At 72.3% G+C, this 16,641-nt stretch carries 11 protein-coding genes and 1 pseudogene; 6 read left to right on the forward strand and 6 right to left on the reverse strand.

Annotated elements, in window-relative coordinates; translation table 11 throughout:
- The 4 genes and pseudogenes from R3F55_11200 to mnmE all read right to left on the reverse strand — a co-directional run bounded on the left by R3F55_11200 (position 1) and on the right by mnmE (position 4,970).
- Complete coding sequence (locus tag R3F55_11200) at positions 1-840, reverse strand: AAA family ATPase (GenBank protein MEZ5667979.1); 840 nt, start codon at positions 838-840, stop codon at positions 1-3.
- On the reverse strand, positions 824-1,459 hold the full coding sequence (gene rsmG / locus R3F55_11205; protein MEZ5667980.1) for a 16S rRNA (guanine(527)-N(7))-methyltransferase RsmG: 636 nt from the start codon (positions 1,457-1,459) through the stop codon (positions 824-826). Before rsmG ends, R3F55_11200 begins: the two co-directional genes overlap by 17 nt.
- Before the next feature lie 18 nt (positions 1,460-1,477).
- Entirely contained in the window at positions 1,478-3,349 is a 1,872-nt protein-coding gene (gene mnmG, locus R3F55_11210; GenBank protein MEZ5667981.1) for a tRNA uridine-5-carboxymethylaminomethyl(34) synthesis enzyme MnmG, read from the reverse strand.
- 206 nt (positions 3,350-3,555) lie between these two features.
- A pseudogene (gene mnmE, locus R3F55_11215) lies at positions 3,556-4,970 on the reverse strand (tRNA uridine-5-carboxymethylaminomethyl(34) synthesis GTPase MnmE).
- Between the two features lie 668 nt (positions 4,971-5,638).
- Here mnmE and R3F55_11220 point away from each other — a divergent pair.
- A complete protein-coding gene (locus R3F55_11220; protein MEZ5667982.1) occupies positions 5,639-7,201 on the forward strand; it encodes a hypothetical protein in 1,563 nt (520 codons plus the stop codon).
- Between the two features lie 579 nt (positions 7,202-7,780).
- Here R3F55_11220 and R3F55_11225 read toward each other — a convergent pair.
- Positions 7,781-7,939, reverse strand: a complete 159-nt coding sequence (locus R3F55_11225) for a hypothetical protein (GenBank protein ID MEZ5667983.1) — start codon at positions 7,937-7,939, stop codon at positions 7,781-7,783.
- Positions 7,940-9,237: 1,298 nt separating this feature from the next.
- On the opposite strand from R3F55_11225, the gene R3F55_11230 reads away from it, so the two are divergent.
- The 5 genes from R3F55_11230 to R3F55_11250 all read left to right on the forward strand — a co-directional run bounded on the left by R3F55_11230 (position 9,238) and on the right by R3F55_11250 (position 15,179).
- Positions 9,238-11,349, forward strand: a complete 2,112-nt coding sequence (locus R3F55_11230; GenBank protein ID MEZ5667984.1) for a thioredoxin domain-containing protein — start codon at positions 9,238-9,240, stop codon at positions 11,347-11,349.
- A 231-nt stretch (positions 11,350-11,580) separates the two neighbouring features.
- Positions 11,581-12,072, forward strand: a complete 492-nt coding sequence (locus R3F55_11235) for a methylated-DNA--[protein]-cysteine S-methyltransferase (GenBank protein MEZ5667985.1) — start codon at positions 11,581-11,583, stop codon at positions 12,070-12,072.
- Between the two features lie 55 nt (positions 12,073-12,127).
- Positions 12,128-12,826, forward strand: coding sequence for a dienelactone hydrolase family protein (locus R3F55_11240; GenBank protein MEZ5667986.1), 699 nt, complete (start codon positions 12,128-12,130; stop codon positions 12,824-12,826).
- A gap of 522 nt (positions 12,827-13,348) precedes the next feature.
- Complete coding sequence (locus tag R3F55_11245; protein ID MEZ5667987.1) at positions 13,349-14,323, forward strand: quinone oxidoreductase; 975 nt, start codon at positions 13,349-13,351, stop codon at positions 14,321-14,323.
- 19 nt (positions 14,324-14,342) lie between these two features.
- Positions 14,343-15,179 carry a methyltransferase domain-containing protein gene (locus R3F55_11250; GenBank protein MEZ5667988.1) on the forward strand — a complete coding sequence of 279 codons (837 nt, stop codon included), beginning with the start codon at positions 14,343-14,345 and terminating at the stop codon, positions 15,177-15,179.
- A gap of 28 nt (positions 15,180-15,207) precedes the next feature.
- On the opposite strand, the gene rho is transcribed toward R3F55_11250, so the two are convergent.
- Entirely contained in the window at positions 15,208-16,464 is a 1,257-nt protein-coding gene (rho, locus tag R3F55_11255; protein ID MEZ5667989.1) for a transcription termination factor Rho, read from the reverse strand.
- Positions 16,465-16,641 lie beyond the last annotated feature (177 nt).

Raw genomic sequence — 16,641 nt, forward strand, 5'->3', positions numbered from 1 at the left:
TCACGCCCCCTTTCTCCTCCGGCGCAGCAGCTCGGCGGCCACCCGCACATAGGCCTGCGCGCCCGGGCAGCGCCAATCATAGATCAGGACGGGCTTGCCGTGCGAGGGCGCCTCGGACACGCGCACGTTGCGCGGCACGATGGTGCCGAACACCAGCGGGCCGAAATGGCTGCGCACGTCGGCCGCCACCATGTCCGACAGCCGGTTGCGGCGGTCGTGCATGGTCAGGATCACGCCGCCGACGGTCAGCCCCGGGTTGAAGCTGCGCTTGACCCGCTCGATGTTGCGGACCAGGTGGCTCAGGCCCTCCAGCGCGAAGAACTCGCACTGCAGCGGCACGATCACCGAGTCCGCCGCGGTCAGCGCGTTCAGCGTCAGCAGGCCCAGCGAGGGCGGGCAGTCGAACAGGATCACGTCGAAGCGGTCGGCGACTGCGGCCAGCGCGTCGCGCAGCCGGGTGGCGCGGCGCGGCGCGTCGACCAGCTCCAGCTCGGCGCCGAGCAGGTCCGGCGTCGCCGGCGCCACCCACAGCCCCGGCACCTGCGACGGCTGGATCACCGACTCCATCGGGCTGCCGTCGACCAGCACGTGATAGATGTGCCGCTCGCGCGACTTGGCGCCGAGGCCGAGCCCGGTGCTGGCATTGCCCTGCGGGTCCATGTCGACGATCAGCACCTTGCAGTCGGCTGCCGCCAGCGCGGTGCCCAGGTTGATCGCCGTGGTCGTCTTGCCGACGCCGCCCTTCTGGTTGGCGATCGCGATCACCTTGCCGAGCGGCGGCGCAGCGGTCGGGACGGTCGGGGTCGGGACGGGAGCGGCCTGCTCAGCGACGTTCAACATGGCGGATCCTCAGCACAAGCCCGCGCCGGTCACTGATGCTCGGCGTCTGGGTGGCGTCGAATCTCCAATGTTTTGTGGCTGCCGTCAACTCGGACGCAATATCTTGCGATTTGAGGAATAGGCATTGTGACTTTTCGGCCAAGAACGGCGCCGCAAGCGCCAGCAGCTCCGGCAGCGGCGCCAGCGCCCGGGCGGTGACCACGTCCGCCACCAGCCCGCGCACCGCGTCGATTCGACTCGCATGGACCACCGCGTCGAGTCGCAGCGATCGCACCATCTCGCCCAGAAAGATCGCCTTGCGGCGGTCGGCCTCGATCATGTGCACCCGCGCCGGGTGCAGGCAGGCGATGACGCCGCCCGGCAGGCCGGCGCCGCTGCCCAGATCGACGATCGTGGCGGTGTCGGGCGGCAGCAGCGGCACCAGCTGCGCCGAATCGAGCACATGGCGGCGCCAGACCTCGCGCAGCGAGCGCGCGCTGACCAGATTGATGCTGCGATTCCACTTTTCCAGCGCCGCGACATAGGCGCCGAGGCGGGCCGATGTTTCACGTGAAACATTCAGCAGCGCAAACGCCGCGTCCAGCTCGGCCGGCCACGGGGCCGCAACGCCGCCGGCCACCGTCGTTACCCGCCGATTCTAGGCATGGCGCCGAGAATCTTGCCGGACATGGCGCAGCAGCGCGACCAGCGCCGCCGGGGTGACGCCTGGGATCCGCGCCGCCGCGCCCAAATTGGCCGGCCGCGCCGCCGCCAGCTTCTCGCGCACCTCGTTCGACAGGCTGCCGACCCGGCCGTAGTCGAGGTCGTCGGGCAGCCGCAGCGCGACGTCGCGGCGATAGGCCTCGACGTCGGCCTCCTGCCGGCGGATGTAGCCGGCATAGAGCGCGTCGATCGCGACCTGGTCGAGCACGCCGGCGTCCAGCGCCGCCAGGTCCGGCCAGGCGGCCAGCACGCCGTCGCGGCCGACCTGCGGATGCGCCAGCAGGTCGAAGGCGCTGCGCGCCAGCCCGTCCTGGTTGACCGGCAGGCCGCGGGCGGCCAGCGCGGTCGGGCTGGCGACGCACGCCGCCAGTTCGGCCCGCGCCGCCTCCAGCGCCGCCGCCTTGGCGGCGAAGGCCGCCGCGCGCGCCGGGCCGACGCAGCCGGCCGCCAGCCCGCGCGGCGTCAGCCGCTGGTCGGCGTTGTCGGCGCGCAGCCGCAGCCGGAACTCGGCCCGCGATGTGAACATGCGATAGGGCTCGGTGACGCCGCGGGTGACCAGGTCGTCGATCATCACGCCGATGTAGGCGTCGGCGCGGTCGAGCACGAAGGGCGCGCCGCCGCCGGCCGCCAGCGCGGCGTTCAGCCCGGCGACCAGGCCCTGTGCCGCCGCCTCCTCGTAGCCGGTGGTGCCGTTGATCTGGCCGGCGAGGTAGAGCCCGGGCACGGCGCGCAGCTCCAGCGTCGGGCGCAGGGCGCGCGGGTCGACATAGTCGTATTCGATGGCATAGCCGGGGCGCAGCATCGCCGCCCGCTCCAGCCCCGGAATGGTCTGCAGCAACCCGGCCTGCACGTCGACCGGCAGCGAGGTCGAGATGCCGTTGGGATAGACGGTGTGGTCGTCGAGCCCCTCCGGCTCGAGGAAGATCTGGTGGCGGTCCCGGTCGGCGAAGCGCACCACCTTGTCCTCGATCGACGGACAGTAGCGCGGCCCGGTCGACGCGATCTGGCCGCTGTACAGCGGCGCCCGGTCCAGGTTGGCGCGGATCAGGGCGTGGCCGGCCGGCGTGGTCGCGGTGATCCCGCACTGGATCTGCGGCGTCTCGATGCGCGCGGTCAGGGTCGAGAACGGCACCGGCGGGTCGTCGCCCGGCTGCATCGCCAGCGCCGCCCAGTCGACCGTGCGGCCGTCGAGCCGCGGCGGCGTGCCGGTCTTCAGCCGGCCCAGCGGCAGGGCGAGCCGCGCCAGCGTCGCCGCCAGGCCCAGCGACGGCGCCTCGCCGAAGCGGCCGGCCGGCGTCTGTTCGGTGCCGACATGGATCACGCCGCGCAGGAAGGTGCCGGTGGTCAGCACCACCCGCGGCGCCGTCAGCGTGCGGCCGTCGGCGGCGACCACGCCGGCGACCGCGCCGCCGGCGTCCAGCGCCAGGTCCTCGACCGCGGCGGCGACCAGGGTCAGCCCGTCCTGGGCGTCGAGCAGCGCGCGCATGGCGGCGCGATAGCGGGCGCGGTCCGCCTGGGCGCGCGGCCCGCGCACCGCCGGGCCCTTGCTGGCGTTGAGCATGCGGAACTGGATGCCGGCGCGGTCGATCGCGCGTGCCATCAGCCCGTCGAGCGCGTCGATTTCGCGGACCAGGTGACCCTTGCCGAGGCCGCCGATCGCCGGGTTGCACGACATCTCGCCGAGGCCGTCGAGCCGGTGGGTGACCAGCGCCGTGCGCGCGCCGACCCGCGCCGCCGCCGCCGCCGCCTCGCAGCCGGCATGGCCGCCGCCGATCACGATCACGTCGAAGCCGCCGCCCGGTTTCATGGCGCGGACCCTAGTCGTCGCCGCCGGCGCAAGGCAACGGGATTCCGCGGCGCGCCGGCGCCAGTGTTTCACGTGAAACATTCCGCCCCCGCGCCGTGCGCGGCATCCCTGGATCGCCGCGGCGCCTGCGGCGCCACGCAATGACGGGGTGGGGGAGGCGGGCGGGCGCGTGGGCCGGTCGGCGCCCACGCTGGCCGGCCGGCGGGCTATTTGCCGATGCAGAAGTCCGCGAAGATCACGTCGAGCAGGTCCTCCACGTCGACGGCGCCGGTCAGCCGGCCGATGGCGGCGACGGCGAGGCGCACGTCCTCGGCCATCAGGTCGACGGTCGGCGCGGCACGCGCCCGCGCCAGCGCATCGGCGGCGCGGCCGAGCTCGGCGCGGTGGCGGCTGCGGGTGACGACGCCGGCATCGCCGACCGTGCCGGCCAGCGCGGCGACGCGGGCGCCGAGATCGGCGACCCAGGCGTCGATGCCGGCGCCGGTCAGCGCCGAGACGGCCAGCACCGGCATCCCGCCCAGCGTCGCCGGCAGCGGGCCGCCGCCCGCGTCTGAAGCCGGGTCGCCAGCCAGGTCGGCCGCGAGCCCGGGGACGAGGTCGGCCTTGTTGGCCAGCACCAGCGCGGTCGGGCCGTCGCCGAGCCCCGCCGCGGCGGCCGCGTCCGCCGCGCCGGCCAGGTCGCGGGCGTCGGCGACCACGATCGAGATGTCGGCGGTGCGGCGGCGGGCCTCGGCGCGGGCGACGCCGGCCGCCTCCACCGTCGCCGGCGGCGCAGGCCGGCGGTGTCGGCCACCACCACCGGGACGCCGCCGAGGTCGAGCGTCACCTCGACCACGTCGCGGGTGGTGCCGGCGATGTCGGAGACGATGGCGACGTCGCGCCGGGCCAGCCGGTTGAGCAGGCTGGACTTGCCGACATTGGGCGGGCCGACCAGCGCGACATGGACGCCGGCGCGGGCGAGCTCGCCGCGGCGGCCGTCGGCCAGCGCCGCCGCGATCTCGGCGCGCACGCCGTCCAGCGCCGCGCCGACCGCGGCCTCCAGCCCGTCCGGCAGCGCCTCGTCGGCGAAGTCGATCGCCGCCTCGAGATGGGCCTGGGCGCGGAGCAGGGCGGCGCGCCAGCCGGCGGCCAGCCGGGCCAGCCCGCCCTCGGCCTGGCGCAGCGCGGCGCGGCGCTGGGCCTCGGTGCGGGCGGCGATCAGGTCGGCCAGCCCCTCGACCGCGGTCAGGTCGAGCCGGCCGTTGTCGAAGGCGCGGCGGGTGAACTCGCCGGGCCGGGCCAGCCGGGCGCGGCCGGCGTGGGTGACCGCGTCGAGCAGCGCCGCCACCACCGCCGGGCCGCCATGCACGTGCAGCTCGGCCACGTCCTCGCCGGTGAAGCTGGCCGGCGCCGGGAACCACAGCGCCAGCCCGCGGTCGATCGGCCCGCCGTCGGGCGCCGCCAGCGCACGCAGGCTCGCCACCCGCGGCGGCGGCGGCGGCGCGCCGGCCAGCGCCCGCAGCACCGCGCCGGCCGCCGGCCCGGAGACGCGGACCACCGCCACCCCGGCCGGCAGCGCGCCGCTGGACAGCGCGACGATGGTGTCGCGGTCGGGGGTCTGGGTGGTGTCGCTGTCTGGCATCGCGGCGGCCGGGGCCTCGTGCGGAAACGGCACCGGCGAGAATCGCACAGTTCGCGCCGCCGCGGAACGCCGCGCGGGGAGGGGGCAGGGCAGGCGCTCTCTCGCCCGACGCCGGCGCGGCGACGCCGCCGCGCCACCCGCCCTCCCGGCCTCCCCGTGACCGGGGAGGGGCGCCGCGGCTCGGCCCGCGTCGTCGCGGACCCGCCCGGCTCAGCCTTCGGGCGTGTCGTCCTTGCCCGGCGCGGCGCCGGGGCCGCGGCCGGCCTGGGCGAAGAAGGCGCGCTGCAGCGCCTGGAAGCCCTCGGTCATCGCCTTGCCGGCGTTGGAGCTGAACCAGATGGAACAGCTCCTGCGGGTCGGCGCTGCCGATGGCGTCGCCGATGCGGGCCTTCATCGCCTCGGCCGCCGCCTCCTGCACCGCGCGCACGTCGGGCAGGCCGAAGAAGGCGCGCGCCTCCTCCGGCGAGCAGTCGATCTCGATCTTGATCTTCATCGCGGGCTCCGTTGCCGGTCGCGGGACGCCGACCATACACGGCCGCGCGCGCGTATCCGAATCCGCTTGCGCGCCGCCCGGCGGCGGCGGAGGCTGCGCGGCCCCGATCGGCACACCGGCCGCGCGACCGGCCCGCAACGCGCGATTCCGTTCGGTCCTCAGGAGTTCCGCCACAATGTCCAGGCTGCTGCCGGCGCTGCTCGCCTGCGCCCTCGTGCTCAGCCCCGGCCGCGGCCGGGCGGTGTTCTTCGACAGCGACAGCGAATGGCCGGCCAACGCCGGCGGCTGGACCGTGGTCAAGGTCTGCATCGTCGACGGCAGCGAGGCCGGCAGCGGCAGCCTGGCCCAGGCGATCACCTTCCTGCGCCGCGCGCTGGCCGCCACCTGGGAGGCCGGCACCCGGCTGCGCTTCACCGGCTGGCTGCCGTGCCGCGCGGTGCCCGCCGGCCAGGCCGGCGACTATGCCGGCCTCTATCTGATCAGCGACAACACCCGGGTGCCGCATTCGCCGCTGCCGTGGGGGCCGGCCAGCCGCGGCCGCCATTCCACCGCCAGCTTCTCGATCCTGCTCAACACCTGGGGCCGCAAGATGAACCCGTGTTCGGCCGGCGAGGCGCGCTGCATCGCCGAATACGGGCCGCACGAGTTCGGCCACATGCTCGGCTACTATCACGAGAGCCAGCGGCCGGACCGGCCGGCCGCCTGCCAAGGCTCCGACATCGCCATCGACCACCTGCTGAACCTCGGCGACCCGTGGAGCCCGGGGCCCGGCGGCGCCGTCGCGATCGGGCCCTACGACCGCAGTTCGCTGATGAGCTACGACACCGACTGCACCGACTTCGACCCCGACACGGTGCGGTTCGGCTCCGCCGGGCTGTCGCCGTTCGACGCGCTCGGCGCGCTGACGATCTATCCGGCGCCGGCGACCGGGGCGCAGGACGTCGGCGTGCTGGCCGCCGGGGTCGACTGCGGCGCCGGCGAGCCGATCACCGTCTACATGGATGCCGAGGACGACAGGCCGCGCACCGCCGCCACCGGCTGGACCGGCGCCAGCCGGGCCGACCGCAACGCCTGGCTGGAGTTCTGCCGCGTCGACGGCGCCCGCCTGGGCCCGGCGACCACGCCCTATTCGGTGCTGCAGCTCGGGCCACGCTGCCCGGCCGGCGCGCGCGCGCTGACCGTGGTGCTCGACAACGAGGACGACCACAACGAGAACTACGTCTCCGGCCTGCTCAGCCCCGGCGGCCAGGACCGCAACACCACGCTCAGGCTCTGCCACTTCGCCGCCGCGGCCGGCGGCGCCGCCACCCTGCCCGACCTCGGCTTCGGCTACGGCGTGTTCGCGCTGGCGGCGATGCCCGGCTTCGGCACCGGCCAGACCGGCACGCTGGTGGTCCACGACGGGGCCGACGACAACGCCGACAGCATGACCGTCACTGGCGGCGGCTCGGTGCTCGGACCCGACCATCGGCGTGCTGCAGCTGCCCGGATCGGGCGTGACCCGGTTCTCGTTCGCGCGGGTGCGGTAGGGGGTGACCCGGGCGGCGCCGGCCGCGCGCTCAATAGATCCGCAGGCGGAACTGCAGGAACTGGGCGCAGACGAAGCTCGGCACCGGCGCGCTGGTGCGCACCAGATACAGGCTGCGCTTGCAGTCGTCGCTGTTGCACTGCATCGAGCCGTTGTACTCCAGCGTCCAGCTGCCGTTGCCGCCGGCCGGCGTGCGCGAGACCGCGGTGACCCCGTCGATCACCCGGACCACGTCGAGGGCGGCCGGCCGCGGGCCGTCGCCGACCACGGTGATGCCGCGCACGTCGCAGTCCGGCGGGGTGCGCACGTCGCGGGTGGTCTGCCACTCGCACACCCGCGTGGTCACCCGCGGGTCGTCCGGCGGCAGGCCGATCGGCCCGGCGAACTCGAACATCCGGTAGAGCGGCGTCGCCCCGCCCAGATCCTCGCTGCAGGCCCGCGCCGCCGACGCCCCGGCCAGCAGCGGGGCGACCAGCGCGGCAACGGCGGCGGCGATCCGGAACGCGCCCATGGCACGCCTCCCTGGCTGTTGCGGTGCATATGCCGGCACCCCCGCGTGCTGCGCGGCATCGGCAGGGGTATTGTTGCGGGGATCGGGCGGGGTGCAACCCGGCGCGCGGCGCACGACAGCAGACGGACCGCGCGATGGAACCGGATGGAGCCTGCCTGTGCGGCGGCGTGACCTGACGGTCGCGGATGCGTTCGACTACGCCATGCACTGCCACTGTTCGAGACGTTTTCGGGATGAGAGCTCGGGGCACGAGGCAGGTGCGTGCCGTCTGTACCTATTCAGTGCAGTGGCACCGTAACCCCTAACCCCGTTTGCGCGCCGATGACGACCGCCGGCACCGACGCGGGTCTATTCCAGCGGCGCATCCTGAGCAGCACAAACGCTACCTCGGCATCCTCACCCGCATAAGGCAGCATCTCGGGTGCGAATTTGATCATGGATACTCAACCCTAACGTGAACTGACGAAGGAAACCCTAGCTATGCCTCGCGCTCAGTACTTCGTGGTGCTCCACGAGGGCCAATGGACGATATGCATAAGGGGAAGCACTATGGACCTTATGCAACTCAACGGGCCGCGATCCGCGCCGCTGTCGAAGCGGCTCGGATCAGGCCGGAAGAGCATTGAAGACAAGTTCTTGTACAAGGGATGACAACCAGTTCCGCGCAGTGGACGTTCGGGCACGATGCCTAGCAGCCCGGCTGACCGCGCTTCTGGTTTTCCGATCTTGGGCAGCGAAGGCCGCGCTTGCGGCCTCGCCCTGCTTGTGTACTGTGTGGCCGTCGGCATGCGCAAAACTGTCTACCACCCGTTCAAACTGCCGCTCGATCCTTGGGTTTTTAGCCATAATGACGAACCTAGTCCGTTTCTCACTCCGGATCACTACGAAGCCATCGGCCGTGGTGTTCGGCTCGTTCATCGACGGCGCGATGACGCAACTCGTCGCACATCGAGCATCTCGTTCGTTGACAGCGATCCTCGTGCCCTCGGCAATTCTCGTCAAAGGTGGATATCCTCAAGGCGCTCGACACCCATTTCGAAGGTCTGAACTTGGGTTCCGGTCGATCGATCAACGAGCCAAACGCTCCACGGCGACCGTAGAACTTGGTTCACGCGATCGGGAGTCAGGATGACGTGGCGTTCCGCTGTCGATTCGCTACTCAGCCGTGGCAAGCTCATTCAGTCTCGGAATCTCCCAACGACGAAATTCTTGCATACGCGTGAAGGTTTCGCTCGCGGCGAGGCGCTGTCAGTTCGTAGGGCACCGCACAGGATCAGAACCGCTCAGTCAGACCTGATCCGAATAATCCTCTGTTTTCCAGCCGGCCTGTCCGTGCGATCTGGCATCGCCGCTCCGAACCGTAGACCAATGCCCCAATTTTGCGCCTAGTCCGTTTTCACCCAGAGCACTCCGGACAGGTGGCTTCAGGATGACGGAACACATGGAGTCGGAACAGAGATCTCCAGGTCAGGTTTAGGATAAAATGCGTTTATCTGGACAAGGAACAACCGGAATTTACCGATTTCCTTGGAGGTGCCGGCATCGTGTTTGTCTTTTCTTGACGGCATCTGTGCCTACAGCGTCCGCGATACACAGCTACGCTCCAGGCACACTGGGCGATACCTTTGCTCGTGGCCACTCGCATTTGCCTCCCGCCGCCAAACCGCCTAGTTCCTGACCGCAGGCGCCGGCGCTCGCACGCGGCCGCGCCGGAACGCCGGGAGGGGAACTGCGCATGTCATCCAACCGCCTGTCCGCGGAGACCAGTCCCTATCTGCTGCAGCATGCGGCCAACCCGGTGCACTGGCAGCCGTGGGATGCGGCGGCGCTGGCGGATGCGGAGGCCTCGGGCCGGCCGATCCTGCTTTCGGTCGGCTATGCCGCCTGCCACTGGTGCCACGTGATGGCGCACGAGAGCTTCGAGGACCCGGCGATCGCCGAGCTGATGAACGCGCATTTCGTGAACATCAAGGTCGACCGCGAGGAACGGCCGGACCTGGACGCGATCTACCAGCGCGCGCTGGCCCATCTCGGCCAGCAGGGCGGCTGGCCGCTGACCATGTTCCTGACCCCCGGCCGCGAGCCGTTCTGGGGCGGCACCTATTTCCCGCCGACCGGGCGCTGGGGCCGGCCCGGCTTCGCCGACGTGCTGCGCGGCGTCGCCGACACCTATGCCCGCGAGCCCGACAAGGTGCGCCAGAACGTGACCGCGCTGCGCACCGCGCTGGCCCAGATGGCCGGGACGGCGGCGGCGGCCGGCGAGGCGGGCGAGATAAAGCCAGAGATCCGATCCGAGATCCGCGACCGCATCGCCACCCACCTGGCCGGCCAGTTCGACCCGGTCGACGGCGGCATGCAGGGCGCGCCGAAATTCCCGCAGCCGCAGGCGCTGGCGCTGCTGGTGCAGGCCCACCACCGCCACGGCCACCCGGCGTCGAGCCAGTATGGCGACCTGGCCTGGCTGACGCTCAGGCGGATGTGCCAGGGCGGCATCTACGACCATCTCGGCGGCGGCTTCGCCCGCTATTCGGTCGACGAACGCTGGCTGGTGCCGCACTTCGAGAAGATGCTGTACGACAACGCCCAGCTCTTGTCGGCGCTGGCCACCGCCTGGACCGCGACCCGCGACCCGCTGTTCGCCCAGCGCGCGGCGGAGACGGTGGACTGGCTGCAGCGCGAGATGCTGGCCCCGGCCGAGCCGGGCGTGCCCGGCCAGGCCTTCGCCGCCACGCTGGACGCCGACAGCGAGGGCGAGGAGGGCAAGTACTACGTCTGGTCGGAGGCGGAGATCGACCAGCTGCTCGGCCCCGACGCCGCGCTGTTCAAGCAGGCCTACGGGGTGACCGCCGAGGGCAATTTCGAGGGCCGCACCATCCTCAACCGGCTGCACGCGCCGGCGCTGCAGGCGGCCGCGGTCGAGGAGGCGCTGCGCCGCGCCCGCGACGTGCTGTTCCGCGAGCGCGACGCCGTGCGGGTGCGGCCGGGCCGCGACGACAAGATCCTGACCGACTGGAACGGGCTGATGATCGCGGCGCTGGCCGGCGCGGCGATGACCTTCGACCGGCCCGACTGGCTGCGGCTGGCCCGCGGCGCCTATGCCCATGTCCGCGCGGCGCTGGCGGCCGATGGCGGCGGCGGCGGCGGCGGCGGCCGGCTGATGCACAGCCGGCGCAAGGGCCAGAACCGCCACGTCGCCACGCTGGACGACTATGCCCAGATGATCGCGGCCGCGCTGGCGCTGCACCAGGCCCAGGGCGACGCCGACAGCCTGGCCGACGCGCAGGCCTGGCTGGCGACGCTGGACGCGCACTACGGCACCGCGGATGGCGCCGGCTATTTCTTCACCGCCGACGACGTCGACGACGTGATCGTGCGCCGGCGCGAGGCCTATGACGACGCCACCCCGTCCGGCAACGCGATCATGGTGGAAAACCTGGCCCGGCTGTGGCTGCTGACCGGCGACGGCGCCCACGCCGAGAAGGCGGACGCGATCGTGCGCGGCTTCGCCGCCGGGCTGGAGCGGCGCTATTTCTCGCTGTGCGGGCTGATCAACGCCGCCGCCCTGCTGCAGGCCGGCCAGGTGGTCGTGGTGGTCGGCGCGCCGGGCAGCGACGACTTCGCCGCGCTGCAGCGCGCCGCCTGGACCGCCTTCGCGCCGCTGAGAACGGTGCAGCCGGTGGCCGCCGGCGCGGCGCTGCCGGAGGGCCACCCTGCCGCCGGCAAGGCGATGGCCGGCGGCCGGGCCACCGCCTATGTCTGCGCCGCGATGACCTGCTCGCCGCCGGTCACCGACGCGCAGGAGCTCGCCGCCATCCTCGCCCGCCCGCCGCTCGCCGCGGCAGACTGAGGCGCCCGCTTCGGCCGCCGCGGGCGCGGCTGTAGGGACGGGCGGCCAATTGACCTGTGGCCTGCGCAAGCCCGCGCGTCCGCGCCACGCCCCTCCCCAACCCTCCCCCGTGGCCGGGGGAGGGGGTGCGTGGTGCGCTTCTGGTGCACGCAGCGCTTGTGCATCCGTTGCCGCCGGTCCGGCAGCGGTGCGGCGGCGGACTCCGGCCGGGCGGGGGTGTATGGTGGGCGCATGACCGATGCCGACGACATCTGCGTGCTGGACAGCCCGGTCGGGCGGCTGCGGGCGGAATTCGCCGGCGGCACGCTGCTGCGGCTGGGCTGGACGCGGCAGCCGACGGTTGCGCCGGCCTCGGCCGCGGCGCGGGCGCTGGCGGCGGAGCTGGCGGCCTATTTCGCCGGCGAGCTGCGCCGCTTCGCCGTGCCGGCCGACCCGCGCGGCACGCCGTTCCAGCGCGCGTTGTGGGACGCGATGGTGGCGATCCCCTACGGCGAGACCCGCAGCTATGGCGCGGTGGCGGCGGAGCTGGGCGCGTCGGCGCGGGCGGTCGGCACCGCCTGCGGCGACAATCCGATCCCGATCGTGGTGCCGTGCCACCGCATCTTGGCGGCCGACGGCATGGGCGGCTACAGCGGCCGCGGCGGGCTCGCCACGAAGCGCGCGCTGCTGCGGCTGGAGGGCGCGCGCATGCCGGCCGAACAACTCGACCTGCCGCTCGGCTGACCCTATTGTTCGGCTCCATAACCGAACCAACCACGCGCAGAGGGGGAAGCCGGCCATGGCCACCATCACCATCGATGCCAGCGACGGCAGCGGATCGTTCAAGGCCTTCGTCGCCCGGCCGGCCGACGGCGGCGGGCCGGCGGTGATCGCGATCCAGGAGATCTTCGGCATCAACCAGGTGATGCGCGACATCTGCGCCGACCTGGCCGAGCAGGGCTATATCGCCGTCTGCCCCGACCTGTTCTGGCGGCAGGAGCCGGGCATCGAGCTGACCGACCGCACCGAGGCCGAATGGGGCCGCGCCTTCCAGCTGTACCAGGGCTTCGACGAGGCCAAGGGCGTGGACGACCTGAAGGCGACCATCGCGGCGGCGCGGGCGCTGCAGGGCGCCAGCGGCGCGGTCGGCACCGTCGGCTACTGCCTGGGCGGCAAGCTGGCCTATCTGTGCGCCACCCGCACCGACGCCGACTGCAACGTCGGCTATTACGGCGTCGGCATCGAGGCGGCGCTGGGCGAGGCCGGGCACATCCACCGCCCGCTGATGCTGCACATCGCCGAGAAGGACCAGTTCTGCCCGCCCGAGGCGCAGGCCCAGATCAAGGAGGCGCTGGCCAAGGTCAAGCACGTCTCGATCCACAGCTATGCCGGCATGGACCACGCCTTCGCCCGCCCCGGCGGCGCCCACTACGACGAGGACGCGGCCGAGACCGCCAACCGCCGCACCCGCGAGTTCTTCGCCAAGCACCTGTCCTGAGCCAGCGCGTGGCGGGGGTGCGTGGCAGAGGCGGGGTGCGTCCTTCGAGACGGCGCGCGGCGCGCGCCTCCTCAGGATGAGGGGCGCGGTGCGTGGCGGGGCATTCGGCAAGGCGGCTTGGCGGGGGCGGGGTGCGTCCTTCGAGACGGCGCGGGCGCGCCTCCTCAGGATAGGGGCGGTGCATGGCGGGGCATTCGGCAAGGCGGTGGCGGGGCGGGTGCGTCCTTCGAGACGCGCCGTGCGCGCCTCCTCAGGATGAGGGGCGGGTGCGTGGCGGGGGCGCGTGCCGGGTGTGGACGGACGTGTGCCGACCGGCGCCGGCGGCGGATGGCGGCCTCCTGCTTCGCCTCATCCTGAGGAGCCGCCCGCAGGGCGGCGTCTCGAAGGACGCACCGGCACCGAACGCCCGCCACAGCGCGCGGCCTGTGCAGAGGAGCCGCCCATGGGGCAGCGTCCCGAAGGACGCGCCGCCTGCGGGCCGGCCGCACGATTTCGCATAACCTGAAACCCGGAGAACAGATCATGGCGCACGCCATTCGCATTCACCAGACCGGCGGGCCGGAGGTGCTGAGCTGGGACGAGATCAGCGTCGGCGACCCCGGCCCCGGCGAGATCCGGGTGCGGCAGACCGCGGTCGGGCTGAACTACATCGACACCTATCACCGCGGCGGGCTGTATCCGATGGCGGCGATGCCGGCGGTGATCGGCATGGAGGCGGCCGGCGTGGTCGATGCGGTCGGCGAGGGCGTTGCCGGTTTCAAGGCCGGCGACCGCATCGCCTATGGCACCTGCCTGGGCGGCTATGCCGAGACCCGGCTGATGCCGGCGGAAAAGGCGGTGAGGCTGCCCGACGCGATCGACGACCGCAGCGCCGCGGCGATGATGCTGCAGGGCATGACCGTGGAATATCTGATCCGCCGCACCTTCAAGGTGGAGCCGGGCCACAACGTGCTGCTGCACGCGGCGGCCGGCGGCGTCGGCCTGATCGCCAGCCAGTGGCTGAACCACCTCGGCGCCACCGTGATCGGCACCGTCGGCTCGGCGGAGAAGGCCGAGCTGGCCAAGGCGCACGGCTGCCACCACGTGATCAACTACCGCACCGAGGACTTCGTCAAGCGGACCCGGGAGATCACCGACGGCAAGGGCGTCGCGGTGGTCTATGACGGCGTCGGCAAGGACACCTTCATGGGCTCGCTGGACTGCCTGCGCCCGCGCGGCATGATGGTCAGCTTCGGCAACGCCTCCGGTCCGGTACCGGATTTCAGCCTGCTGGTGCTGTCGGCCAAGGGCTCGCTGTACGTCACCCGGCCGACGCTGATGACCTATACCGCCACCCGCGCCGAGCTGGAGGAAAGCGCGCACGCGCTGTTCGACGTGGTCGCCGGCGGCAAGGTCAGGATCGAGGTCGAGCAGACCTATCCGCTGAAGGACACCGCCCAGGCCCATCGCGACCTGGAGGCGCGCAAGACCACCGGCTCGACCGTGCTGCTGCCATAGCGGCGGCCGGCACGACGCCGTGCCGGCACGAGGGGCCGAACCGGGCACGCTGGCCGGGCGGATCGCGGCGGCGCTGGACGACGCAGGCAAGCGTGTCGACGGACCGGACCGGCTGCGGCTCGACGATCTGGCGCCGGTCGACGAGTTCCACCTGTGCGGGCCGGCGGCGACCGCGGCGCTGATCGCGCGGCTGGACCCGGCCGCCGGCATGCACGTGCTCGACGCCGGCTGCGGGCTGGGCGGGCCGGCCCGGCGGCTGGCGCAGGCGCGCGGCTGCCGGGTCACCGGGGTCGACCTCGACGCCGCGCTGTGCGCCGCCGGCAACGCGCTGTCGGCCTGGACCGGGCTCGACGACCGGGTCGCGCTGCTGCGCGGCGACGTCACCGACCTCGCCGCCTTCGCCGACGCCGGCTTCGACGCGGCCTGGTCGCTGCATGTCGGCATGAACGTCGCCGACAAGCACCGGTTCTATCGGGAAATCGCCCGCGTGCTCAGGCCCGGCGCCCGCTTCGTGCTCTACGACGTGGTGAGGGTGGCCGGCGACGGCCCGGCGCTGCCGGTACCCTGGGCCCGCCGGCCGGCGCAGTCGCACCTGGCGACGGAGGCGGCGATGGCCGCCGCGCTGCAGGCCGCCGGCTTCGCCATCGAGGTCCGCGACGACTGGACCGAACGGGCGCGGGCCTTCCTCGTGCGCAGGCTGGCGAAGCCCGGGCTGCCGCCGCTGGGCCTGCACCTGGTGGTCGGCGACGACCTGCCGACGATGCTGGAAAACCTGCTGTACGCGCTCGGCGACGGCCGTGTGCGCGTGGCGGCGCTGACGGCAAGGCGAACGGACGCCCGGTCGCGTGCGCGCTGATGCCAGGCGCGGCGCTGGTACGCGCCAGCTACTGGTTCATCGACTGGAAGAAATCGGAGTTGGTCTTGGAGTGCCGCAGCTTGTCGAGCAGGAATTCCATCGAGTCGGTGGTGCCCATCGGCATCAGGATGCGGCGCAGCACCCACATCTTCGACAGCGTGCCCTTGTCGACCAGCAGCTCCTCCTTGCGGGTGCCGGACTTGCCGATGTCGATCGCCGGGAAGGTGCGCTTGTCGGCCAGCTTGCGGTCGAGCACGATCTCGGAGTTGCCGGTGCCCTTGAACTCCTCGAAGATCACCTCGTCCATCCGGCTGCCGGTGTCGATCAGCGCGGTGGCGATGATCGACAGCGAGCCGCCCTCCTCGATGTTGCGGGCGGCGCCGAAGAAGCGCTTCGGCCGCTGCAGGGCGTTGGCGTCGACGCCGCCGGTCAGCACCTTGCCGGAGGACGGCACCACGGTGTTGTAGGCGCGCGCCAGCCGGGTGATCGAATCGAGCAGGATCACCACGTCGCGCTTGTGCTCGACCAGCCGCTTGGCCTTCTCCAGCACCATCTCGGTGACCTGGACGTGGCGGCTGGCCGGCTCGTCGAAGGTGGAGCTGATCACCTCGCCCTTCACCGACCGCTGCATGTCGGTCACCTCTTCCGGCCGCTCGTCGATCAGCAGCACGATGAGGTAGACGTCGGGGTGGTTGGCGGAGATCGAGTGGGCGATCTGCTGCATCATCACCGTCTTGCCGGTGCGCGGCGGCGCGACGATCAGCGCGCGCTGGCCCATGCCGATCGGGCAGATCAGGTCGATGACGCGGGCGGTGAGGTCCTTGCTCTCGGAATTCTCGACTTCCATCTTCAGCTGCCGCTCGGGATAGAGCGGCGTCAGGTTGTCGAAGTTGATGCGGTGGCGGACGCTGGCGACGTCCTCGAAGTTGATCGAGTTGACCTTCAACAGGGCGAAATAGCGCTCGCCGTCGCGCGGGGAGCGGATCTCGCCCTCGACGGTATCGCCGGTGCGCATGCCGAACCGGCGGACCTGGCTGGGCGACACGTAGATGTCGTCGGGGCCCGGCAGGTAGTTCGCCTCCGGCGAGCGCAGGAAACCGAAGCCGTCCTGCAGCACCTCGAGCACGCCGTTGCCGTAGATCGCGACATCGTTGTCGGCCAGCTGCTTGAGGATGGCGAACATCATGTCCTGCCGGCGCAGCGTGCTGGCGTTCTCGATCTCCAGGTCCTCCGCATAAGCCAGCAGCTCAGCGGGGCCCTTCGCTTTCAGTTCCTGCAGATTCATTCTGTGCTCTTGAAATGCGCGCCTGCGCTAGGGGCGGCGGATCGCGTTCATGTGCGGGTAGGTCGATGATGCTCGGCGGGGGCAGCCGTGCCACACGGCGCGTTCGAACGCCCGCATGCGCCGGTCATCGACGGAGTTCAGGCTTGGATGGAAACCCGCGATTCATGTAGCGAATGG

It is taken from the genome of Alphaproteobacteria bacterium (assembly GCA_041396705.1).
In the GTDB taxonomy this organism is placed as follows: domain Bacteria; phylum Pseudomonadota; class Alphaproteobacteria; order CALKHQ01; family CALKHQ01; genus CALKHQ01.